Raw genomic sequence first — 22,746 nt, 5'->3', positions numbered from 1 at the left:
TTGGAATGATCGCAGGGTTTCGGAATGGGTGGTTACGGGCCTTCTTCGTGGAGGATATAAGTTCTCGCAATATTCCATTCGATCTCGAAAGCCGCTTGTTTCGCAAACTCCAGATGATTGACGATGCGACTTCCGATCAAGACTTGAGGGTACCGCCGAGCAATCATTTCGAGAAGTTAAAAGGGAATCTCGACGGCTTCCATTCCATCCGCGTCAACAAGCAATGGAGGCTGGTGTTCCGATGGGACGGAAGCAAAGGCGAAGCGTCTGACCTATATCTTGACGACCATAGCTATCGATGAGGTGACAAAATGTTGATGACCGCGCGTAAGCCGGCGACAGTCGGGGAAATTCTGGTGGAAGAGTTCATGCAGCCGTTTGGCCTGACGCAGTTGGCTTTGTCCGAGGCGATGGGAGTTCCGCGCAAACATGTGAACGAGCTTTGCAACGCTCGCCGCACCGTGACAGCTCCGACCGCGCTCATTCTGGCGCGTGTTTTCGGCAATAGTCCCGACTTTTGGCTCAACGTGCAGCGCCGCACTGATTTGTGGGAAGCGATGCACTCTCCGCGTGAGATTGAGCGAATCGAACGTGCCAAACCTCTTGCTTCCGCAGCGTGAGTAAGCAGCGACCGCCAGGGAAGGGACCGCCGCTTCACATCAACGGCAAAGATGTCAGGCAGCCGGCGACTGGGCCGAGATCACGGCCTCGGCAATGGCTGCCGCACTTGTGACATGGTCCATCGCCGCGCGATAGGCGCCCTCGCCATCCCCCCGCCTGATCGCCTCGATGATCCTCTCCATCTGTGCGGGACCCTCGACATTGCGGTTATCCGTCTTGATTGTCATCGAGCGGAGATGATTGATCCTGACAGTCAGTAGGTTGACAATGCCCCAGGCAACGCGGCGATCGACCTTGCTGAAAAGCACTTGGTAAAAAGCCGAGGTACTGGCCAGCACGCCGGGCATGTCTTTTTTGCTGTAGCATTGGCGAATATCATTCAGCGCGGCCTCGAGTGCCTCAACGATTGCAGGATCGCGACGCTCGGCGCAGAGGCGTGCCGCCATGCCCTCCAGAGCTCCGCGTATTTCATAGATTTGCCGCGCTTCATCGGCATCGAGCCGGGCCACGATCGGGCCCTTGTTCGGAAGATTCGCAACAAGGCCTTCCGACTCAAGATGGCGCAGCACCTCGCGAACAATCGTCCGGCTCACGCCAAGCTGGGCGCACAGATCTCGCTCCACCAGACGATCACCTGGTTTGAAATGACCGCTATCGATGGCCTCGCGAACCTTGTCCAGCGCCAGTTCGCGCAAGGTTTTCGCGGGCCGCTCCACTTTGATCGTCGAATCTTTCAAACCTACGGTCATTCTCCGCCCCTGTCTTGATATGCCATGCTCGCGGTGTCGCAAGGATGCAACACGGCCACACCATATTATGGCGTACCAGATACTTATCGACAGGGTCGGACGATTGCAACTGGTGGCGCAGTTATTCGCCACGCTGCATTTTACCCCATACGCTCGGATGCGTAGCTGCCCGGGCTTGGCGGAAACACGATGGTGCGGTTGCCATTGATGAAGGTGCGGCGATGGATATGGGCGTGGATGGCCCGCGCCAGAACCTGCGCTTCGACGTCGCGGCCGAGCGAGACATAGTCTTCAGGGCTCTGTGCGTGGGTGACGCGCACCGTGTCCTGTTCGATGATAGGGCCTTCATCCAGGTCGGCGGTGACATAATGAGCCGTCGCGCCGATCAGCTTTATACCCCGACCGTAGGCCTGTTTGTACGGATTGGCGCCCTTGAAGCTCGGCAGGAAGGAGTGGTGGATATTGATGATCTTGCCGGACATCTCGGTGCACATGCGGTCAGACAGGATCTGCATGTAGCGTGCAAGAACGATGAGTTCGGTGCCGGTGCTTTCCACCAGGTCCATGATCCTGGCTTCGGCCTGCAGCTTGTTCTGCTTGGTCACGGGAATGTGGTGGAAGGGAATATCATGATTGACCACCACTTTCTGGTAGTCGAAATGGTTGGAGACGACGCCGACAACATCGATTGGCAGCGCGCCAATCTTCCAGCGGTAGAGAAGATCGTTGAGACAATGGCCGAAGCGCGAGACCATCAGCATGACCTTCATGCGGCGCGAGCCATCGTGGATCTCGGCTTCCATCCCGAACTTTCCGGCGACCGGCTTTAGACCTTCGGTAAGCTCCGCAAGGCCGATGCCCTCTTCCGACAGGAAGCTGACACGCATGAAAAAAAGGCCGGTATCGAGATCGTCAAACTGCGAGGAGTCGATGATGTTGCAACCAGCGTCCGCGAGATAACCGGACAAGGCGGCCACGATGCCGCGCGTTGACTTGCAGGTGACCGTCAGGATGAATTGCGTCATGGCAGGCTCTTTTCAGCGATGTCAAAAAGACCCCGTGCGCAGCCGGGGAAAGGCCGCGATGGGCGGCGGAGAGATATCAGACGTCGAGGGTCGTTTCGTGTTCCCAGGCAGTAAACTGCGAGCAATAGGTGTTCCACTCGCCCTGTTTTAACTTCAGATAGGCGGCGGAGAACTCGGTGCCGAGCGCGGCTTGCAGCTCGATGTCTTTCTCATACTCGCGAAGCGCATCCAACAGGTTGAGCGGAAGTTTGGGCGCATCAGTTACGGTATGTCCGTCGCGGTACATGTCGATATCGTGATGCGGCCCCGGATCGGCATTGCAGCGAAGGCCAGAAAGCCCCGCCGCGATGATGATCGCCTGCAGCAGATAGGGATTGACCGCACCGTCGGGCAGCCGCAACTCAAAGCGGCCGGGGCCTGGCACGCGCACCATATGGGTGCGGTTGTTGCCGGTCCAGGTCACCGTATTCGGCGCCCAGGTCGCACCGGAGATCGTCCGCGGCGCATTGATGCGCTTGTAGGAATTGACGGTCGGATTGGTCACCGCAGCCAGCGCCGGGGCATGTTTCATGATGCCGCCGAGGAAGGTCTTGCCTTTGGCGGAAAGACCAAACGGCATCGTCCTGTCGGCAAACGCATTATTCCTACCCTCAAGGTCCCAGACGGAGATATGAGCGTGGCAGCCGTTGCCGGTCAGGCCCTTGAAGGGCTTCGGCATGAAGGTGGCGCGAAGACCATGTTTCTCGGCGATCGACTTCACCATGAATTTGAAGAAGGAATGCTTGTCCGCGGTCTGCAGCGCATCGTCATATTCCCAATTCATCTCGAACTGGCCGTTGGCATCCTCATGATCGTTCTGATAGGGCTTCCAGCCGAGTTTCAGCATGCAGTCGCAGATCTCGGTGATGACGTCGTAGCGGCGCATGACAGCCTGCTGATCATAGCAGGGCTTTTCGGCATTATCGAACGCGTCGGAAATCTTCGAACCATCCGGCGAGATCAGGAAAAATTCCGGCTCGACACCGGTCTTGACGCGCAGGCCCAAATTCGCAGCCTCGGCAATCAACTTCTTGAGGAGGACCCGGGGGGCCTGCTCGACCGGCTGATCCTCCATGACGCAGTCGGCCGCGACCCAGGCCACATCTTTCTTCCACGGAAGCTGGATGATCGAGGATGCATCCGGAATGGCGAAAAGGTCGGGATGGGCAGGCGTCAGATCGAGCCAGGTGGCAAAGCCTGCAAAGCCCGCGCCGTCTTTCTGCATGTCAGCAATCGCTTCGGCCGGCACCAGCTTGGCGCGCTGGCCGCCGAACAGGTCGGTAAAGCTAATCATGAAATATTTGATGCCGTTGTCCGCGGCATATGTCGAGAGATCCAGTGTCACGTCGTTCCCCTTTTTGTATTCAGACACTTAACGGAAACGAGCCGCATCCTCCCAAATGCGGCTCGCTATTTTCGATGCGGCTTCAGAAACCGCCCTTGCCTGGGTACCAGCTGGTCCCGGCGAGCGGGATCTGCGCCATGGCAGCCGCTTCCATGGTTAGCGCACAAAGATCTTCCGGCTCCAGATTGTGCAGGTGGTTTTTGCCGCAGGCACGAGCGATGGTTTGGGCTTCGAGCGTCATGACCTTCAGATAGTTGGCAAGGCGGCGGCCAGCGGCGATCGGATCTAGGCGAGCCGCCAGTTCCGGATCCTGCGTCGTAATCCCGGCCGGGTCCTTGCCTTCGTGCCAGTCGTCGTACGCGCCAGCCGTGGTACCGAGCTTCCGGTACTCGTCTTCCCACCTCGGGTCGTTGTCGCCCAGTGCAACCAGCGCCGCCGTTCCAATAGCAACGGCATCGGCACCCAGCGCCAGAGCCTTCGCGACGTCCGCACCGGAGCGGATACCGCCCGATACGATCAGTTGCACCTTGCGATGCATTCCGAGATCCTGCAGCGCCTGAACCGCCGGGCGGATACAGGCGAGGATCGGCATGCCGACATGCTCGATGAAAACGTCCTGCGTGGCTGCGGTGCCACCCTGCATGCCGTCGAGAACGACGACATCCGCGCCAGCCTTCACCGCTAAAGCCGTATCGTAGTATGGACGCGCGCCGCCGACCTTCACATAGATCGGCTTTTCCCAGTCGGTGATCTCGCGCAGTTCCATGATCTTGATCTCGAGATCGTCCGGGCCGGTCCAGTCAGGATGGCGGCAGGCCGAGCGCTGGTCGATGCCCTTGGGCAGGTTGCGCATCTCGGCCACGCGATCGGAAATCTTCTGACCGAGCAGCATGCCGCCGCCGCCGGGCTTTGCGCCTTGGCCGACAACCACTTCGATGGCATCGGCGCGACGCAGGTCCTTCGGATTCATGCCGTACCGCGACGGCAGATACTGGTAGACCAACGTCTGCGAATGGCCGCGCTCTTCATCGGTCATCCCGCCATCGCCGGTGGTGGTGGAGGTTCCGGCAATCGTCGCGCCGCGTCCGAGCGCTTCCTTGGCATTGCCGGACAGGGCGCCGAAGCTCATGCCAGCAATGGTGATCGGCGTCTTCAGGAAAATGGGCTTCTTGGCGAAACGCGTGCCGAGGACGACCGACGTGTCGCACTTCTCGCGGTAACCTTCGAGCGGATAGCGCGAGATCGACGCGCCGAGAAACAACAGGTCATCGAAATGCGGAACCTTGCGTTTGGTGCCAGCGCCACGAATATCGTAGATGCCGGTTGCCGCAGCGCGGCGGATTTCCGCCAGCGTGTAATCGTCGAAGGTCGCGGACTTGCGCGGCGGGGTGTAGGGGTTGTGATAGCTCATGATGGTCCCTCGCCTTAATACGCGTCGGCGTTGTCGATATTGAAATTGTAAAGCTTGCGGGCCGAGCCGTAGCGCTTGAATTCCTCGGGCCGCACGCCGGTCACGCCCGCCTTTTCGAGGAGTTCGGCCAGTTTCGTCAGATGCTCCGGGCGCAGCTCCTTTTCGATGCAGTCGGCACCCAGGCTCTTGACCGAGCCGCGCACGAAAAGCTTTGCCTCATAGAGCGAATCTCCCAACGCATCGCCGGCGTCGCCGAGCACGACCAGGTGGCCGGATTGGCCCATGAAGGCGGACATGTGGCCGATGTTGCCGTGAACGACAATGTCGATGCCCTTCATCGAGATGCCGCAGCGCGACGCCGCATTGCCCTTGATGACCAGCAGCCCGCCGCGGCCAGTGGCGCCCGCATATTGGGAGGCGTCACCTTCGACGACGACGGTGCCTGACATCATGTTTTCCGCGACGCCCGGACCTGCCGAGCCATAAACGGTGACGGTGCCGCCGTCGTTCATCCCGGCGCAGTAATAGCCGACAGACCCCTTCACATCGACCGCGACGGGCGTGTCGATGCCGACGGCAACGGAATGGCTGCCGCGCGGATTGACAACCTCGAAGGAAAGGTCGTTCGAACCCTGCTGGAGGCGGTGCAGAGCGCTGTTGAGCTCACGCAGGGGAGTGGTGGCAAGATCAATGACAGGCATGTTTCAATAACCCTTGGAGAATGCGCGGCAGGCGCCCTGGTCAGGCGGCTTTCTGGTGATCCCAGAAATAGACGGTTGCAGGCTCCGGCTCCCAGACGCGCGCGGTTTCTATGCCAGGCAGGTTGACGAGCGCCCGGTATTCGGAACCGAAGGCGACGTATCGGTCCGTTTCGGCCATGACAGCGGGCTTGCAGGCAATCGGATCGCGCACAACGCCGAAGCCGGACCTGGTGCCGACGACAAAGGTGAAGAAGCCGTCGAGGTCGTCGAGCGCGCCGGTCAGGGCCTGCCCGAGGTCCTTGCCCTTGGCCATTTCAGAGGTGAGGTAGGCGGCTGCGACTTCCGAGTCGTTCTGGGTTTCGAAGGTCATGCCCTCCCGCACCAGCTCGCGGCGCAAATTGTTGTGGTTCGACAGCGAACCGTTGTGCACCAGGCATTGATCGGAGCCGGTCGAGAAGGGATGCGCACCGAGCGTCGTGACAGCCGATTCCGTTGCCATGCGGGTATGGCCAATGCCGTGCGAGCCGCTCATGGAGCGGACGCCGAAACGGGCGACGACATCCTTCGGCAGCCCGGTTTCCTTATAAATCTCGACGCTCTCGCCAGAGCCCATGACGCGCACGTCGGGGCGAAGCGCGGCCAGAACCGGCCGGATCCCCGCAAGCATGTCCGCAGCGATCTCGATGACGGCATGTGTGCTCTTGACGCTGACGCTGGCCGGGACGCCGGCTTCCGCCAAATCTCTTTCGAGACCGGCGAAATCCGCCTGCGGCTTGGCCGACTGGATCGTCACCTTCGCTTTTGCCTCGGCAATCGAGCCGTAGATTGCAATGCCGGCCGAGTCCGGACCGCGGTCCGTCATGGTGATCAGCATTTCCGACAGGAGCCGACCGAGCTCAGGCTCAAGCCTCCGGTCTTTGAGAAATAGTCCAACAATTCCGCACATGGCCCAGCATCCTCCGTTCGTCTCTGAACGAGAGCTATCAGACCGTGCGGCAACAATCAACTATGAGGAATAAATTTTTCTTTTTAGGCAATAATCTAACCACTCACCGTCTTCTGCTGTGGATAGGAAATGATCGAGAGATAGCGGCAGGGGAGCTTCACGAGCTCCTCGGGCCCATGTGGCGCATCCGCATCGAAGAACAGGCTGTCGCCCGGTTGCATCCTGTAAAGGGAGTCGGAATGGCGGTAGACCACCTCCCCCTCCAAAAGGTAGAGAAACTCCATTCCGTCGTGCTGGAAGGTGGGAAAGACGTCGGATTCGGCAGTCAAGGTGATCAGATAGGGCTCGACCGTGACACCGCTGGTATTGTTGTCGATATGGCCAAGCAGGCTGTATTGATGCCCGGCGCGCGTGCCGCGACGCTCAATATTCACCCCCTCACCTGCCTTGACGAAGGTTGCGTTCCGTGGCTCTTCGAAGCGGCGAAAAAAGGCGGTAATCGGAACGCCGAGCGCCCTGGAGAGCGTCTGCAGTGTCGTCAGCGACGGCGAAATATTACCGTTCTCGATCTTCGACAGCATACCAAGCGAAATGCCCGTCGCCGCAGACAGATCCGTGACGGTGATGCCGAGCTTTTTGCGAAAATTTCGGACCTCGTGTCCAATCGCCAATTCGAGATTGTTGACGCGCGGTTCGCGAACCGCGTGCGGATTCTGATCCAGCGCCACGGCATTTTCGATCTGTGTCTTGGACGTCATGATGTCTCCGGCAGAAAGCAAAGGTTATCTTCTCAGGAAATATTTCAAGATTCAAAGGAAAAGCCACACCCCATCCTGAATACGCGTGCAGAAGCGTATGTCTAAGTGCATTCAGATGGAAACGCAGTTGACCGCGTGCCCATTTCGGAGCCGGACTCACCGTCATCTGTCAGCGACGAATCAGTCCCGGCTGCCTTACCGCCGCGCATTTCTCGGGTTTTTGTCGAACATGGCCTTGAACGATCTGGAGAAATGGCCAGGGCTCGAAAAGCCGGTGGCAAAAGCGATCTCCGAAATCGACAGGGGGCTTTGCTCTAGCAGCCGGAGGCTGTGCTGCAGGCGGATCTGTCGGTAGGTGTCGAGGAAGGTCATGCCGCGGTGCTTGAGAAAGAGCCGGTCGAGATGGCGCGCGCTGATGCCGGCGAGCCTCGCCATCTCCGCACGGCTGAGCGGATTTTCGATCGCGGTCTCCATCTTCTCCAGCACGGTGAGCAGCGCTGGGTGATTGGTCCCGAAGCGCTTGGCGGCCGATGCCCGCTGGGGATCAGTGGGCTCGGCGACGGCGGTATGCAGGTACCAGTCGCTCACCCGCCGGGCAAAATCGGCGCCCATCCGCTCGGAAATGACGGCGTGCATCATGTCCAGCGGCGCTACCCCTCCGCCACAGGTCACGCGTGCACCATCGATGACGAACCGGGCCTGGCGCGGGGCCAGATGCGGAAATGCCTCTTTCAGGAGAGACGCATGTTCCCAATGGATCGTAAAATCGCTGTTGTCGAGCAGGCCGGCCGATGCCAGCACATAAGAGCCGCTCGATATGCCGCCGATCCGCACACCGTTGCGCGCGAACCTCCTCAGCGGCGCATGGAGCGAGGCGCTTGCGCGCCAGTCTTGCGGGTCGCCGCCGGCACAGACATAGATCGTATGGCACGTGCCCCCAGCCTCGGAAAGGCTGTTGCAAGCGATCGTCAGGCCGGACGAACTACGAACCGGAAGACCATCTGCCGACAGAGGGATCGCTTCGTAAAGAGCGTTTCCGGCAATCAGGTTCGCCGCCCGCAACGGCTCGGTCGCGGAAGCATAGGACATCAGCGCAAAATTCGGCACGAGAAGGAAGCCGATCCGCTGCAGGTTCTTCTGGTCGCCAGCACTCATGTCCCGAAATTACGGCATATGGTCCCATAGATGCAATGCCGGAGCAGTTCCCCATGCTATTACACCGGCAACTGGTCCTTCTTGGAAAGAAGCATCGATGCGCTATTCGGCACTGTCCATCGTCTTAAACGGGCTTTTCGGGAACAGGAAATGGACGCCCGCCTGGCGGCAGCCCGAGCCCAAGCCCCATTACGACGTGATCATCGTCGGCGGTGGCGGACACGGCCTCGCTACGGCCTACTATCTCGCCAAGCAATTCGGCATCACCAATGTCGCAGTGCTGGAGAAGAATTATGTCGGTTCCGGTAATGTTGGCCGCAACACGACGATCATCCGCTCCAACTACCTGCTGGCGGGCAACAATCCCTTCTACGAGCTTTCCATGAAGCTATGGGAGGGGCTCGAGCAGGATTTCAACTTCAACGCCATGGTATCGCAGCGCGGCGTGCTCAATCTCTTTCACTCCGATGCGCAGCGCGACTCCTATACCCGCCGCGGCAACGCCATGCGGCTGCACGGCGTCGACGCCGACCTTCTCGACCGCGCCTCGGTCCGGAAGATGCTGCCATTTCTCGACTACGACAATGCCCGCTTCCCGGTCCAGGGCGGCCTGCTGCAGAAACGCGGCGGAACCGTTCGCCATGACGCGGTCGCCTGGGGCTATGCGCGCGGCGCCGATCAGTGCGGCGTCGATATCATCCAAGGCTGCGAGGTGACGGGCATCCGCCGCGACAATGGACAGGTAACCGGCGTTGAAACCAGCCGCGGCTTCATCGGTTGCGGTAAGCTGGCGCTCGCAGCCGCAGGCAATTCTTCACAGGTCGCCCAGATGGCCGGCCTGAAGCTTCCGCTCGAAAGCCATGTGCTTCAGGCCTTCGTCTCGGAGGGCCTGAAGCCCTTTATCGACGGAGTGGTCACCTTCGGTGCCGGACACTTCTACGTCTCGCAATCCGACAAAGGCGGCCTTGTCTTCGGCGGCGACATAGATGGCTATAATTCCTATGCCCAGCGCGGAAACCTGGCGACGGTCGAACATGTCGCGGAAGCCGGAAAGGCGATGATCCCGGCGCTGTCGCGCGTTCGGGTGCTGCGCTCCTGGGGCGGCATCATGGACATGTCGATGGACGGTTCGCCGATCATCGACCGTACCCACATCGACAATCTCTATCTCAATGCCGGCTGGTGCTATGGCGGCTTCAAAGCGACCCCGGCGTCGGGATTCTGCTTTGCCCATCTTCTCGCCCGCGACGCACCGCACAAAACGGCGACGGCCTTCCGGCTCGACCGCTTCCAGCGTGGCTACCTCATCGACGAAAAGGGCCAGGGCGCCCAGCCCAACCTTCACTGATTCGCGGACCAAGGACATTCGAAATGGCAAGTCTCGTGCCCTGCCCGCATTGCGGGCGACGACCCAAAGAGGAATTCACCATCAAGGGCGCTGCCCTTACGCGGCCGGCGGCCGATGCCGGTGCCGGCGAGTGGTTCGACTACGTCTATCTGCGCGACAATCCCCGCGGCGCCTACGAGGAATACTGGCACCACACCTCCGGTTGCCGCCGATGGCTGGTCGTCACCCGCGATACCGTGACCCATGAGATCGCCGCGTGCCGCGACGCTGCGTCCGGCGAGAAAGAAGGCAGACGCGCATGACATCCTACCGTTTGCCGAAAGGCGGGCTGATCGACCGCTCCAAGCCGCTGCCTTTCACCTTCGACGGCAAGGCGATGCGGGGCCTTGGGGGCGACAGCCTCGCCTCTGCACTGCTTGCCAACGGCCGCCAGCTCGTCGGCCGGAGTTTCAAATATCATCGGCCACGCGGCATCCTGACGGCGGGTGCCGCCGAGCCGAACGCGCTGATGACGATCGGCAGCGCCGGCCGCACCGAGCCGAACACGCGCGCCACCATGCAGGAACTCTATGCCGGCCTCGAAGCGAAAAGCCAGAACCGCTGGCCGTCCCTCGACCTCGATATCGGCGCGCTGAACAGCCTTCTGTCGCCCTTCCTCAGCGCCGGTTTCTACTACAAGACCTTCATGTGGCCTGCCGCGTTCTGGGAAAAGATCTACGAGCCCTTCATCCGCAAGGCGGCCGGACTGGGCAAGGCGACATATGCGGCCGATCCAGACGCCTATGACAAGTGCTGGGCGCATTGCGACCTCCTCGTCATCGGCGCGGGGCCGGCGGGTCTGGCAGCGGCGATCAGTGCTGGCCGTGCCGGCGCCCGCATTATTCTCATCGACGAACACTCAGTTGCCGGCGGCCAGCTTCTGGGCGAGACCGCATCGATCGGCGGCAAGGCGGCAGTCGATTTCGCGGCTGACTGCATCTGCGAACTCGGAGCCTTGCCGAATGTGACCCTTCTGACCCGCACCACCGCATTCGGCTGGTATGACGGCAATGTCTTCGGCGCCGTCGAGCGGGTGCAAAAGCACGTGTCCGAACCGCAATCCAACGTACCTGTAGAACGCCTCTGGCGCATTGCCGCTAAGCGCGCCGTGCTGGCGACGGGAGCCGAGGAGCGCCCGCTGATGTTCGGCGGCAACGACATTCCAGGCGTGATGATGGCGAGCGCCATGCGCCACTACCTCAACCGCTATGCTGTCGCGCCCGGCAAGACGGCGGCGATCTTTACCACCAACGACAGCGGCTATGCGCTGGCCCGCGATCTCGAGGCGCAGGGCGTCCACCTCGCCGCGATCGTCGACAGCCGCGAAAACGGCGGCAGCGGCTACTTTGGACCGGCGCGCATCATCCGTGATGCCGTGGTATCGGATGCCAAGGGCGGCAAGGCCCTCAGCGCAATCGATATCCGCTTAAATGGCCGCACGGAAAGGCTGAACGTTGATGCCCTGGCTATGGCCGGCGGCTTCAGCCCGATCATCCACCTCGCCTGCCACCGCGGCGGCAAGCCGGTCTGGTCGGATGACAATGCAGCCTTCCTCGCACCGGGCAACCTGAACGGGCTCGCGCTCGCCGGCTCCGTTTCCGCAGTCAACGGCCTTGCGGCCTGCCTTGCGGACGGTGCGCGGCAGGGCATTGCCATGGCAGAGGCACTCGGCTTCAAGGCAGCACCCGCCGCATTCGGCGCGGTAGAAAACGATATCGTCGCCCCACCTGAAAAGGCTGTGTGGTCCATAGCCGGCGTCAAGGGCAAGGCCTTCGTCGATTACCAGAACGACGTGCATCGCAAGGACCTCGGTCTTGCCGTCCGCGAAGGCTATGGCCATGTGGAGCTTGCCAAGCGCTACACCACCAATGGCATGGCGACGGACCAGGGCAAGCTTTCCAACGTCAATGCCATCGGTCTTCTGGCCGAAGCACGCGGCGTCTCGCCGGCAGACGTCGGCACGACGACTTTCCGGCCCTTTTATACGTCGGTCTCCTTCGGCGCGCTGGCAGGCGCCTATCACGGACATCATTTCCAGCCGGTGCGCAGATCGCCGCTGCACGGCTGGGCGGAAAAGAACGGCGCCGTCTTCGTCGAGACAGGCCTTTGGTATCGCTCCTCCTGGTTCCCGCGAAAGGGCGAACAGACATGGCGCGAAAGCGTCGACCGGGAAGTGCTGAACGTGCGGGAGAATGCCGGGCTGTGCGACGTCTCAATGCTCGGCAAGATCGAGATCTGTGGCAAGGATGCGGCGGAATTCCTGAACCGGGTCTATTCCAATGCCTTCCTGAAACTGTCCGTCGGCAAGGCCCGCTACGGCCTGATGCTGCGCGAGGACGGCACGATCTACGATGACGGCACGACGAGCCGGCTTGAGGAAAATCGCTTCTTCATGACGACGACGACGGCCTATGCCGCAGGCGTCATGAACCATCTGGAGTTCTGCGCGCAGGCGCTGTGGCCGGATCTGGACGTGCGCCTCGCATCGGTCACCAACCAGTGGGCACAAATGGCGATCGCCGGGCCGAAAGCCCGCTCCATCCTCCAGAAAATCGTCGACGACGACATCTCCAATGTTGCCTTCCCGTTCCTTGCCGCAAAAGAGGTCTCGCTTTTCAACGGCAAGCTTCACGGCCGCCTCTTCCGGATTTCCTTCTCCGGCGAACTCGCCTACGAGCTTGCCGTGCCGGCCGGCTTTGGCGAAAGCGTCGCCGATGCCCTGATGGACGCCGGAAAAGACGATGGCATCATGCCCTATGGCGTCGAGGCGCTCGGCGTCATGCGCATCGAGAAGGGACATGTCACCCACAACGAGATCAACGGCACCGTCGTTCCGGCCGATCTCGGTTTTGCGAAAATGGTCTCGGCGGTGAAGGCCGACTTCATCGGCAAGGCAATGGTGGGGCGCGAGGGGCTTGTGGCGGAAGACCGACCGCGCTTAGTCGGCGTCGTGCCGCTCGATTCGAAGCAGTCCTTCCGCACGGGTTCCCACATCCTCTCCAAGGATGCGGTCGCAACGCTCGAAAACGACCAAGGCTATGTCACCTCAAGTGCGTTTTCGCCCCATGTCGGCTCGACCATCGGCCTTGCCCTTGTCAAGCACGGATCCGAGCGGCACGGTGAAGAGGTGATGATTTGGAACGGCCTGCGCAATGAATTTACTGCGGCGCGCCTGTGCAATCCGGTGTTCTTCGATCCGCAGAACGAGAGGCTCCATGTCTGATTTCCGCCCGACCCTTCGCCCTGTGCTTGGCGCCAAGCTGGCAATCTCTTCTGCTGCCGTCAGGCTCTCATCGCTTCCCGAAGGCGCTGTCATCCATGTGCTCGCCCGGCCCAACGAACAGGATGTAGCATCCGTCCTCGACGGCCTCGCCAGGGGGGCCGCCCTCACCGTACGCCCTGTTTCGCCCGGTCAGTGGTTCATCATCGGTGAAGAGCCGATGACATTTCAGGACATGAAGGCCCTGTTCGACGCGCTCGAACCGCGCGCGACCGGCGTCGACCAGAGTCACGGACGCGTCCGCATCCGGATCAGCGGCAAGATGGCGGCGCGGGTCCTTTCCAAGGGCACGGCCGTCGATCTTGCTTCGGGCTTCTTCCCCGTCGGACAATCCGCAACGACGCTCATCGGCCATATCGTGGCCCACATCACCTGTATCGACGCCGAGACATTCGAGATCATCGTGCTGCGAGGATTTGCCGAGAGCCTGTGGGACGATCTCGCTCGCATGAGCGCAGAATTCGGCTGACCGCGGGTTTGTTAGGCGTGTAGACGTCGCTGTTGCGGACGAGCTCCAATGGCAGGACGCCTTCATTTGCAGTTCGGGTCAACGTGATGCCGACAGCATCCGAAACCGTCAGTCCCATGAAGGGCGGCATTGACACTTCAGTTGATCTTTCGAGCGACCCGGTGGACAGGAAGCGTTACGATGAAGCAGGCGCCACCGCCCGGTGGGGATTCGTAACGGACCGAGCCGCCGTGACGCTCGGCGATCTGGCGCACCAGCGCCAGCCCCAGGCCCCAGCCGCCCGTGGCCTCGCTTCGTCCCGAGGGCCGGTAGAACGGCTCGAAAACGCGGACCTTCTCGCTGTCCGGTATGCCCGGGCCGTGGTCGCGGACCCTCAGTTCTGCTGTATTGCCTGCCTGCGCAAGAGTGGCTGCGACAGGCGGGCCGCCGTGGCGCAGCGCGTTCTGCATGAGATTGCGAACCAGCCTGCCGATCAGGCGCGCATCGCCTATGACAGTCGCAGGCGTGCCGGTGACCTCGACGCCGGTGCGCGCGCCTTCTTCCGAGACCAGGGCCAGGAGGTCGACGGACTCGAGCGCATCGAGCTTCTCGATATGGTCGAGCCTGCTCGCCAGCAGGATCTCCTCGACGAGCATATCCAGTTCGGCAAGGTTGCGTACGATCTCCTCCTTGCGGTTCTCGTCCGGCGCCTGCTCATAGAGATCGATCGCCATGCGCAGGCGCGCAAGCGGCGAGCGCAATTCGTGGCTGGCATTGGCGAGCAGAGCGCGGTGTGACTTGATCAATCGCTCAACGTGATCGGCAGCCTTGTTGAAGCTCTTCGCTACCGCCGCGACCTCATCGCTGCCGTCGGCCGGTACACGCGCCACGAAATCGCCCCTTCCCCACGCATCCACGCCCCTGCGTAACCGCTCCAGCCGGCGGGTCAGGTGGCGCACCACCGGATAGGCGGCGAGCCCGATGACGCCGGCAATCAACGCCAGATAGGCGAGCGGATTGCGGCCCGACGGTCCGATGGACCGCCCCATGCGAGCGGCCACGGCGCGGCCGTCGGGCAACTTCGTCACCATGGTGTGAAAGTTACCTCCGCCGTGGCGCCAGGGCCTTTCGAGAATGTCGCGCGGGAGCGGCCGGCCGGCGCTCGCGATCAGGCTGCCGCGCGGATCGTAGACGGCTATGTCGGCGTCCAAGGCCCGTGAAAACCGCTCCAGCGCCGCCTCCACCGACCGCCTGTCCATGTCGGGCGGAATCAGCGCGGCGACGAACCGAGCACGTTGGCTCTGCCAACCGGCCTCCTCCTCTCCCTGTCCCAGCCACACGAAGGCCGCACTGGCGACGGCGACCGCTGCAAGGCTCGCGAGCAGCGTCAGGTAGATTTTCAGGAACAGCCGACTGCGCATCGCTCTATCTCTCATCGTCCTGGAAACGGGCGAAGACATAGCCGGCGCCGCGCACGGTGATGATGCGCCTCGGATGCTTGGGATCGTCTTCGATGGCCGCCCTGATGCGCGAGATATGGACGTCGATGGAGCGGTCGAACGCATCCAACTCCTCGCCCTTGACCGTGTCCATCAACCGTTCGCGCGACAGCGTGCGGCCGGCGTTTTCGGCAAGCGCCACAAGCAGGTCGAACTGGTAGCTGGTCAAGGCACATTCACGGCCGTCGATCCTGACCAAGCGGGATCCCGGATCGATCTCCAGCCGCCCGAAGCGCAGGACGCGCGAAACCGCTGCGCTACCGTTGCGGCGGCGCAGGACCGCCTTCAGCCGCGCCAGCAATTCGCGCGGATTGAAAGGCTTGGGCAGATAGTCGTCGGCTCCGAGTTCCAGCCCGACGATGCGATCTGTCTCTTCGCCTTTGGCCGTAAGCATGAGGATCGGCACGTCCGATACCGCGCGCATGCGCCGGCAGGTCTCGAAGCCGTCGAGGTCCGGCAGCATCACGTCGAGGATCACGGCGTCCGGGGCGCGGCGGCCAAGGTCGGTGAGGGCTGCGGTGGCCGTCGCCGCGGTGTAGACGGTGTAGCCGTTTCCTGAGAGATAGTCGGCGAGCATGGCGGACAGGCGCATATCGTCGTCAACAATCAAGACCCGTTCCGCCATCTCCTGCGCTCCGTTCAGTCGCCTACAGCGCCGCGCGTCAGACGCGCAGAGGTCGCTGTAGCACTTTGGAACGCTGCATGTACATGCAGGAGCCGCCTCGCCCTACCATCGGCCGTGGCCCCTGCGCTCCTTCAAATGCTCAACGAGCTTGGCCCGCTGCTCCGGCGTCAAAACTGCGGCGGCGTCGAGGAGCGCAGTGGTCATCTTGCGCGAGGCCTCGTCGATGGCCGCGATGCGCTCACTGCGGAGCTTTTCGGCAGCGGCGCGGTCGACGGTCGGGGCGCCGAGGAGCTCAATAACCTGCTCACGCGTCTCGCGGACGTCCCGGAAAGTCGGCCCGATCTCATCGCGCGCCTTGTCGATGATCTCCCAAAGCTTGTCTTCCTGCTCGGACGTCGCATCGATTTCGTCAAGCACGGAGCCGATCCGGTGTTCCATAAAGCCGCTACCTCCCATATGTGCGTGCATCATGTGGCCGCCCATGCCGAAACCGCCCATGCCGAAACCGAAACCGTCGCTTCGCGCGGCCGCAAACCCGGCCGCGCCGACAATAGCGACGGCTGCCAGGCTGCCGATCGCGGCGCGGCGCCCCCATCCTTTCGAGGCTGGTTCGCCGGACGTCGGGCTCGCCAAGTTCTTGTCCTCGTTTTCCATAGTTAGTCTCCTTTCACTCCGCAGCGCCTGCTGCAATTTAGGAAAGCTAACAGAGCAACGTGTCGCGCGTTCCGGGTAAATGTAAAGGAATGTAAAGCCGGAGCGGCGCCTTCGCGGACGGGCTTGGCGGCATCAGTTCCCTCGAGCCGTCGTGCTGACTCGATAAAAATTCCTGCGACCAATCAGGCAGTTACATCCTCAATGCGTTAAAGTTTGCGCAAGAGTATTTTCGAGAAAGAAACATTCGACTAAAGTCATACTCGCTGGGTCAGCAGCTAGAAAAAGTACTATTTTTGGGAGGAAATAGAATGTCACACAAAGTGGCCTTGAAGAAACGCGCTTTGTCTTCAAATGACCTGAGTATGCTAGATGGTTTGCTCAAGGAATGGTGCGAAAGCCGCCACTACGACATTTTAAACTTAGAGGCCCAAGAGGCCGCGCGGGAATTGGTGATGTGGTTCGAGTTCGGCGTCGATAAACCCCACCAGCTTCGGGAGTTGCTTGCGACCCGTTAATCAGAATGCCCGTCCGGCACCATTAGGCCAAATGGGCACGGCGGGATGACACCCGCCGAATTCGCTCGAACCATCAATCCGCGACGTGATGCGGTGCTGTGCAGCCGGAATGGCTCCGCACCGCATCCCGCCGCTACCGAACGACAATCCCGTTCAGACATCATGCACCCAAATGACCGTTTGGCGCGCCAATCAGGTTTCCTAGCGGACGGTCGCTTCCATCAGCGCTTACCCCAGTCCACTTAAGCCTTTGGGACAAGCTTCTTTTCGCGGCAAATATGCTACTCTTCTGGCTCGCGCATACTGTCTCAAAAAACATATCGGTCAAAGAGGCGCGTTCAGCCAGTATATATTCTGGCAACCTGGCCCTGCAACCGTCCGCACCCCCCGCCCCGCAGGGCCTTTTTTGTTCGCACGCGCCGTTGATGGAAACGCCAAGCCAATCCCGGTCAGGGCAGACAGTCACGCGAGCCCTTACCCATGGTTTGCTTCTGGATCGTCGGGGATATGCTGAGTTCAAAACGCGAAGCAAACTCACTCATGCCGTTGTCTCAGTTGCAATCGACAGAAGCAGTCCTTGTCGAGAATTGATAATATCCCGCCGGGCTGAAGGCTCCTCCATTTTTGCAGTCAGAACGACCCTCGAAGCACGATTGCAACATGCATGACCTGTCAGCCCGAATACTTGAAGAACTCGATGAAGGCACGCAGTGCGGGCCGCATCTGGCGCCGGCTTGGGTAATAAAGGTAGACACCGGGAAACGGCGCGCACCAATCGGCAAGGATCTGGTACAGCCGCCCTTCTTCAATGGCGGCCCTCGCCATGTTTTCTAGCAGGAACGCGACACCAGCGCCGTCGAGCGCGGCCTCTAGCACCAGCCGATCGTCGCCTAGAATAAGCGGGCCGTCGACATCAAGGACCAGCTCTTCGCCATCCTTTTCAAATTCCCATCTATAAACCTGTCCGCTGGCAAATCGCCGTCGGATGCACGCGTGATCCACTAGCTGACGCGGATGGACCGGCACGGTCCTTTGCGCAAAATAGGAGGGTGAAGCAACGATGCTTGCCCGTATGGGAGCGCTCATTCTCACGGCGATCATGTCCGGCTCCAGGCTCTCGCCGAGCCGCATGCCGCCATCGAGGCCTGCAGCGACAATGTCGTTGAATGGCTCCTCGACCCGGACTTCCAGTATGACGCCCGGGTAAGCCCTGCTGAAATCCGCAAGACGTGGCGCCAGAAGCCAATGCGCCGCAAAAGGCGGCACGCTGAGGCGAAGATTGCCGGCTACACGATTACTCATTTCCTTTACCGCATCGAGCGCCCGGTCAATCTCGCCCAGCGCCGGCTTTAGCCGCTTGAGAAGCAGTGCGCCCTCTTCCGTTAGCGCGATGCTACGGGTCGTTCGAGAAAAGAGCCTTACTCCCAGAGTAATCTCCAGGCTCGATATGGCGTGGCTTACAGCAGAAGGCGCTATCTCCAACTCCTTGGCCGCGCCGCGAAATCCGCCGCAGGCAGCCACGGTCGCGAAGATTGCAAGTTGAGGTAGGCGACTTCTGTCCATTGTTCTATTCTATAGAACAGCGTGTGAATTTCCAGGCGAATTAACGAACGACCTCCCTTGTCCTATCCTCCCTTCATCACAAAAGGAGATCAGGTGATGAAAAAACGGAAGCTCGGAAGCGCACTGGACGTCTCGGCGGTAGGCCTTGGATGTATGGGCATGACTTTCGCTTATGGCGGTCAGGATGAGGCAGACGCTATTCGCACGCTGCACCGCGCGGTCGAGATCGGCATAACTTTCTTCGATACCGCAGAGGTTTACGGTCCTTTCGATAATGAGCTTCTGGTCGGAAAGGCCTTGAAGGCGCACCGGGATCGCGTCGTGATCGCAACCAAGTTCGGCTTCAAGATCGCCGATAAGGGCGAAGGCATGTCGCGGATGGTCGGGGTCGACAGTCGTCCGGAACACGTGAAGGCTGTAGCGGAAGGATCTCTCCGGCGGCTCGGAATTGAGCAGATCGACCTTTTCTACCAACACCGCGTCGATCCCAACGTGCCTATTGAGGAAACTGTTGGAGCCATGGCGGACCTCGTCAGGCAAGGCAAGGTGAAAGCGCTCGGCCTTTCGGAAGCAAGCGCTGCCACGATAAGGCGGGCGCATAATGTGCACCCGATTTCGGCGGTGCAGAGCGAATACTCGCTGTGGAGCCGCGATCCCGAGGAGGAGGTCTTGGCTGTCTGCCGCGAACTTGGCATCGGCTTCGTCCCCTACAGTCCTCTCGGTCGCGGTCTCTTGACCGGCGCAATCAATAAGCCCGATGAGCTTGCTTCCGATGATTGGCGCAAGAACCTGCCACGCTTTCAAGCTGACGCCATGGCTGCGAACGCCGCCCTTATCGCAACATTGAAGGCCTTGGCGCAGGCAAAAGGCGTGACGGCGGCGCAACTTGCACTGGCCTGGGTGCTGCATCAGGGGGACTTCATCGTGCCGATACCCGGCGCGCGCAAGCTTAAGCATTTGGAAGAGAATGCTGCGGCAGCAGGTATCACCTTGTTAGACGACGAGCTTAAACAGATCGGCGAGGCGCTCGCTCCGGCAAAGGTCACCGGCAGCCGCTACCGCGAGCAGGAACTTGCCCTTGTGAACGGGTAGACTGCTTTACGCCTCACGGTTCGACAAGGCGTTCCTCCAATTATGCCTTGACGGTCACCCTCGGGCGTCACCGATTGCCCGGACGGCCCATCCGCTCAAGCTTCAGCGCCACAGAACCGTGGGGCAGAGCCAAGGCGGTCGGAACGACAGGCTGGCGCAGGCAAGGTACCGGTCGTCGAACGCAGTCCTTGCGACATCGCGGCCGGCCAATAGAACTCGCTCGGCCACTGGCCGCGCCCGCCGCCTCACCGAGATAACCCGCTAAGGCATCTGGTGGATCTGACACGAGACCGAACCTGTGGCGACGTTACCGTCGACGGCGATGAAAGTTGCCAACACAACGGTCGCGTCGCCCGCGTTCGAGATATCCGCCCACCTGGGCGTCGGCGGCCTCCTCAACGTCGATTGCGGGGAACCAGTAGCTTTGCCAAGTCGCCGAATAGTGCTTGCCGATAAAATATCGTGCTGAGGCGTGGTCGGATGAAATCCACGGCAGCGGACCTACCAACGATTGCGATCGGCGCGAGCCGGGATCATCTGAGCCGCGCGGATGCCTAGCCTACCATGGCGGAGATGACGCACCCGTGTTGCGAGCGCGACCACAGCAAGAACCGCTGCTGCCATGCGCAGCCACGAATAGGCGCCGATCCGGCTCACCGCCACGATTTTGGGCCGACGGCGGAACAGGGCCAGCTGCTCACGCAGGTCGGCAACGTCCTTTCGAAGCCAGGCGACCTCGCGTTGGGCCGATTGCAGATCGTCGTCGACGGGTATGTCTTCGGCCAGATTGGCGGCGGAGGCGTCTTCCTCCACGTCCGCAAGATGTTCTCGAAGCTGGGAGGGACTGTCAAAACCCTTGAAACGGATATTCGTCATCGACTTACCTCGGTGCTTTTTCGCACTCATCACCCTCCTCGGCCTGGCGCCGCGCTTGGCCTTGCGGCGGCCGTCGGCGCACAAGCAGCGGTCGACGCCGTCCTTGGAGCGGCCGTCTTTCGTCGCTTGGGACATACCGCCCGTTCATGCCGGTGTCGGTGGATGCCCGCCTGGCCATAGTGCGTCTCCATGCTGTGCCTTGGAAACGCTTCAGACCCCAAAAAGATGCATCGGGGGTGATCGGAACCGCAGGTCGATGGCCGTGCCGTCGTGCGCATGGCCGCAAGCCGCCTTACCCGAAAACAGGCGTCCCTCCGGCGGCTTGCCACATCCGGCTGCGCTCACTCACGATCTGGATGAAGCCCTCCGCGTAGGCGACCATATCGCCCGAGACGGCGAGGTCATTCCGCAAGGCGCCAGCCAGGACATCGTCCTTAGACCAGCAGACGCATACTTCGCCAACTTCGTGAAGGAGGTCAATCAGGGTGCGTTATCGACGTAGATGTCGTCAAAGGCGCCGGTACAAACAGCGTTCGACGCCCAGCGATCGGCCGCTTCGTCGACATCGACATAATGCAACCGGTCCAGTTGGCGCGTGGACGGGCGCTCTTGCGCGACATTGCCACAAGCGAAATCAACCTACCGCGACGTCGTCGAAAATATCCGGTCTTGCTCCTGTCGCAAACTCAACAGCTCGGAACTGCCGTCGATTTCGACGTCAGCACATAAGATTGGACTTCCCGCCGATACCGGTCGAACCAGCCTGCGGTTGGCGGCAAGATAAAAAGGCACCGGACTTTCGCCCGAAATCGCCTGCGCCGGCACCATCCTGCCGGAAACGTTGGTGATCGAATGATGGTGGCCGCTTGCCGCAAGCAGCGTTCCCGCCGGCAGGTCGGCATCAGCATGGGCGATGAGGTCGATGACCGGCTTTGGCTCCTCGGCACCGCTTGACACACCTTTGAGCCCGACTTCCAGGACGCTGCTCGCCGCCTCGACACCCAGAAGGTGGCGCGGCAGATAAAGCATCGCAGTCCGGCCCGACCGGCTGACCACGTGGCCCTTTTCGGCAAGCATGGCCCATGTCGCCGCATCGTTGCATTCGACTGTGACGAAGACCCCACCAGCGAAGCTGACTTCGCTAGGGAGCCGGAGGCAATGAAATACGTCAAGAATTGCTTTGTGAGCAAGCAGGCCACCCTCCTCCACCGGAGCGAAAAAGTCTGGCACTTCGCCGATCCGCGCTATGGGGGCGTGCAGATCCAGCCGATCCACAGTGAAGCCGGTCGCATTGGCAACAAGGGTCAGTTCGCAAAGATCAGGCACTGTCCTCTGGGGCAGCGCTGCTGCTGCCTGCGCCCTGCCTGCTGCGACATCGGGGGCAGCCAGGGCACCCAGCTCGAGCCAAGCGGCAAACTCCGGAGCGTAGATCGACGTGCCGTTGGAGGTCAGTATGTTTTTCGCCGGATCAAAGACGAAGTCGTATTCGCTGGATTTGCCAGCAGCGATGATATCCAGACCGAGAACCTGGGCCCAGCTGATCAGCCCCATGAGAAGGCTTGGCTGATCGCCATCGACCGGGGTTACAAGCACATTGTTGCGGCGAGCCCGCGCAGCAAGACCAGGGCCTACCACGCTGTCGACCTCCTTTGACACGAGCGCCACATGCTTTCCGGCATCGATGGCGAGGCGCGCATGCCGCGCGCCGGCTTCGGGATGGCCGGTCGCCTCGACGACCACGGTGAACGAAAGAGCGAGCACAATCTCGAGGTTGTCCGTTGCGACAAACCGGTGTTCGGCCCAGGCCGCCGCCGCCTCCTCTTCCGTCCGGCAAAGGACGATTTCACCGGCGGGCACTCCGATCGAACGGAGTGCCGCCACTGCAGTTTCCGCCGAAAGATCGACCGCGACACGCGCGCTGATAAGCGGCGTTCTGCGGCTCTGGTCGAGGAAGCTGCGCCCGAACGCGCCGGTGCCGACGATGCAGCATTCCACGGGGGCGGAGCTTTTGGGGAAGTAGCTGTGGTAGTTCATGATGACTCCGACCTCATAAGAAA

Annotated in this window: 22 protein-coding genes and 2 pseudogenes; 9 read left to right on the top strand and 15 right to left on the bottom strand. The window is 61.2% G+C overall.

Features of this window, described 5'->3' with window-relative positions; translation table 11 throughout:
- The first annotated feature begins 5 nt into the window (after positions 1-5).
- Positions 6-302 (top strand): type II toxin-antitoxin system RelE/ParE family toxin, encoded by a 297-nt coding sequence (locus tag ACZ9BX_RS26075; protein WP_476220998.1) that lies wholly within the window; start codon positions 6-8, stop codon positions 300-302.
- A 9-nt stretch (positions 303-311) separates the two neighbouring features.
- Positions 312-620 carry a HigA family addiction module antitoxin gene (locus ACZ9BX_RS26070; protein WP_476220997.1) on the top strand — a complete coding sequence of 103 codons (309 nt, stop codon included), beginning with the start codon at positions 312-314 and terminating at the stop codon, positions 618-620.
- 54 nt (positions 621-674) lie between these two features.
- On the opposite strand, the gene ACZ9BX_RS26065 is transcribed toward ACZ9BX_RS26070, so the two are convergent.
- The 8 genes from ACZ9BX_RS26065 to ACZ9BX_RS26030 all read right to left on the bottom strand — a co-directional run bounded on the left by ACZ9BX_RS26065 (position 675) and on the right by ACZ9BX_RS26030 (position 8,750).
- Positions 675-1,370, bottom strand: a complete 696-nt coding sequence (locus ACZ9BX_RS26065) for a GntR family transcriptional regulator (protein ID WP_476223043.1) — start codon at positions 1,368-1,370, stop codon at positions 675-677.
- A 140-nt stretch (positions 1,371-1,510) separates the two neighbouring features.
- Positions 1,511-2,395 (bottom strand): formyltetrahydrofolate deformylase, encoded by an 885-nt coding sequence (gene purU / locus ACZ9BX_RS26060; RefSeq protein WP_476220996.1) that lies wholly within the window; start codon positions 2,393-2,395, stop codon positions 1,511-1,513.
- Positions 2,396-2,471: 76 nt separating this feature from the next.
- Positions 2,472-3,779 (bottom strand): type III glutamate--ammonia ligase, encoded by a 1,308-nt coding sequence (gene glnT / locus ACZ9BX_RS26055; protein WP_476220995.1) that lies wholly within the window; start codon positions 3,777-3,779, stop codon positions 2,472-2,474.
- A gap of 82 nt (positions 3,780-3,861) precedes the next feature.
- The gene (locus ACZ9BX_RS26050) at positions 3,862-5,190 is read right to left on the bottom strand and encodes an FMN-binding glutamate synthase family protein (protein ID WP_476220994.1); all 1,329 of its coding nucleotides are present in this window, start codon (positions 5,188-5,190) and stop codon (positions 3,862-3,864) included.
- Positions 5,191-5,204: 14 nt separating this feature from the next.
- Positions 5,205-5,891, bottom strand: a complete 687-nt coding sequence (locus tag ACZ9BX_RS26045; RefSeq protein ID WP_476220993.1) for a protein GlxC — start codon at positions 5,889-5,891, stop codon at positions 5,205-5,207.
- A 40-nt stretch (positions 5,892-5,931) separates the two neighbouring features.
- Positions 5,932-6,837, bottom strand: a complete 906-nt coding sequence (locus ACZ9BX_RS26040; protein WP_476220992.1) for a class II glutamine amidotransferase — start codon at positions 6,835-6,837, stop codon at positions 5,932-5,934.
- A 95-nt stretch (positions 6,838-6,932) separates the two neighbouring features.
- Positions 6,933-7,595, bottom strand: coding sequence for a helix-turn-helix domain-containing protein (locus tag ACZ9BX_RS26035; protein ID WP_476220991.1), 663 nt, complete (start codon positions 7,593-7,595; stop codon positions 6,933-6,935).
- A 195-nt stretch (positions 7,596-7,790) separates the two neighbouring features.
- Complete coding sequence (locus ACZ9BX_RS26030; protein ID WP_476220990.1) at positions 7,791-8,750, bottom strand: GlxA family transcriptional regulator; 960 nt, start codon at positions 8,748-8,750, stop codon at positions 7,791-7,793.
- A gap of 97 nt (positions 8,751-8,847) precedes the next feature.
- Here ACZ9BX_RS26030 and ACZ9BX_RS26025 point away from each other — a divergent pair, with 97 nt between their 5' ends.
- Genes ACZ9BX_RS26025 through soxG form a run of 4 tightly spaced genes read left to right on the top strand, consistent with a single transcriptional unit; the run spans position 8,848 to position 13,886 of the window.
- Positions 8,848-10,098, top strand: a complete 1,251-nt coding sequence (locus ACZ9BX_RS26025; RefSeq protein ID WP_476220989.1) for a sarcosine oxidase subunit beta family protein — start codon at positions 8,848-8,850, stop codon at positions 10,096-10,098.
- A gap of 23 nt (positions 10,099-10,121) precedes the next feature.
- Entirely contained in the window at positions 10,122-10,400 is a 279-nt protein-coding gene (locus ACZ9BX_RS26020) for a sarcosine oxidase subunit delta family protein (protein ID WP_476220988.1), read from the top strand.
- Positions 10,397-13,360 carry a sarcosine oxidase subunit alpha gene (locus ACZ9BX_RS26015; RefSeq protein ID WP_476220987.1) on the top strand — a complete coding sequence of 988 codons (2,964 nt, stop codon included), beginning with the start codon at positions 10,397-10,399 and terminating at the stop codon, positions 13,358-13,360. Before ACZ9BX_RS26020 ends, ACZ9BX_RS26015 begins: the two co-directional genes overlap by 4 nt.
- Positions 13,353-13,886, top strand: coding sequence for a sarcosine oxidase subunit gamma family protein (gene soxG / locus ACZ9BX_RS26010; protein WP_476220986.1), 534 nt, complete (start codon positions 13,353-13,355; stop codon positions 13,884-13,886). The genes ACZ9BX_RS26015 and soxG overlap by 8 nt, the downstream gene beginning before the upstream one ends.
- Positions 13,887-13,905: 19 nt before the next feature.
- On the opposite strand, the pseudogene ACZ9BX_RS26005 reads toward soxG, so the two are convergent.
- The 4 genes and pseudogenes from ACZ9BX_RS26005 to ACZ9BX_RS25990 all read right to left on the bottom strand — a co-directional run.
- Positions 13,906-14,055, bottom strand: a pseudogene (locus tag ACZ9BX_RS26005) (type II toxin-antitoxin system RelB/DinJ family antitoxin); the annotation flags it as partial.
- Positions 14,024-15,286, bottom strand: a complete 1,263-nt coding sequence (locus ACZ9BX_RS26000; RefSeq protein WP_476220985.1) for a sensor histidine kinase — start codon at positions 15,284-15,286, stop codon at positions 14,024-14,026. The gene ACZ9BX_RS26000 and the pseudogene ACZ9BX_RS26005, both read right to left, overlap by 32 nt.
- 4 nt (positions 15,287-15,290) lie before the next feature.
- The gene (locus tag ACZ9BX_RS25995; RefSeq protein ID WP_087005022.1) at positions 15,291-15,989 is read right to left on the bottom strand and encodes a response regulator; all 699 of its coding nucleotides are present in this window, start codon (positions 15,987-15,989) and stop codon (positions 15,291-15,293) included.
- Between the two features lie 102 nt (positions 15,990-16,091).
- Complete coding sequence (locus tag ACZ9BX_RS25990; RefSeq protein WP_476220983.1) at positions 16,092-16,643, bottom strand: Spy/CpxP family protein refolding chaperone; 552 nt, start codon at positions 16,641-16,643, stop codon at positions 16,092-16,094.
- 308 nt (positions 16,644-16,951) lie between these two features.
- Between ACZ9BX_RS25990 and ACZ9BX_RS25985 the strand changes: the two genes are divergently transcribed.
- Positions 16,952-17,158 carry a hypothetical protein gene (locus tag ACZ9BX_RS25985; protein WP_087005025.1) on the top strand — a complete coding sequence of 69 codons (207 nt, stop codon included), beginning with the start codon at positions 16,952-16,954 and terminating at the stop codon, positions 17,156-17,158.
- A gap of 672 nt (positions 17,159-17,830) precedes the next feature.
- Here the strand turns inward: ACZ9BX_RS25985 and ACZ9BX_RS25980 are convergent.
- A complete protein-coding gene (locus tag ACZ9BX_RS25980) occupies positions 17,831-18,721 on the bottom strand; it encodes a LysR family transcriptional regulator (RefSeq protein WP_476220982.1) in 891 nt (296 codons plus the stop codon).
- A gap of 96 nt (positions 18,722-18,817) precedes the next feature.
- Here ACZ9BX_RS25980 and ACZ9BX_RS25975 point away from each other — a divergent pair, with 96 nt between their 5' ends.
- The gene (locus ACZ9BX_RS25975) at positions 18,818-19,813 is read left to right on the top strand and encodes an aldo/keto reductase (RefSeq protein ID WP_476220980.1); all 996 of its coding nucleotides are present in this window, start codon (positions 18,818-18,820) and stop codon (positions 19,811-19,813) included.
- A 501-nt stretch (positions 19,814-20,314) separates the two neighbouring features.
- On the opposite strand, the gene ACZ9BX_RS25970 is transcribed toward ACZ9BX_RS25975, so the two are convergent.
- A complete protein-coding gene (locus tag ACZ9BX_RS25970; protein ID WP_476220978.1) occupies positions 20,315-20,824 on the bottom strand; it encodes a hypothetical protein in 510 nt (169 codons plus the stop codon).
- Positions 20,825-21,029: 205 nt separating this feature from the next.
- Here ACZ9BX_RS25970 and ACZ9BX_RS25965 point away from each other — a divergent pair.
- Positions 21,030-21,176 (top strand): annotated as a pseudogene (locus ACZ9BX_RS25965) (proline/glycine betaine ABC transporter ATP-binding protein); the annotation flags it as partial.
- A gap of 152 nt (positions 21,177-21,328) precedes the next feature.
- Here the strand turns inward: ACZ9BX_RS25965 and ACZ9BX_RS25960 are convergent.
- Positions 21,329-22,723, bottom strand: coding sequence for an NAD(P)H-dependent oxidoreductase (locus ACZ9BX_RS25960; RefSeq protein ID WP_476220976.1), 1,395 nt, complete (start codon positions 22,721-22,723; stop codon positions 21,329-21,331).
- Positions 22,724-22,746 lie beyond the last annotated feature (23 nt).

This window comes from Rhizobium sp. USDA 3886, assembly GCF_056279785.1.
Note: the sequence above shows the minus strand (reverse complement) of the source record. Positions and strands in the feature narration are given on the sequence as shown.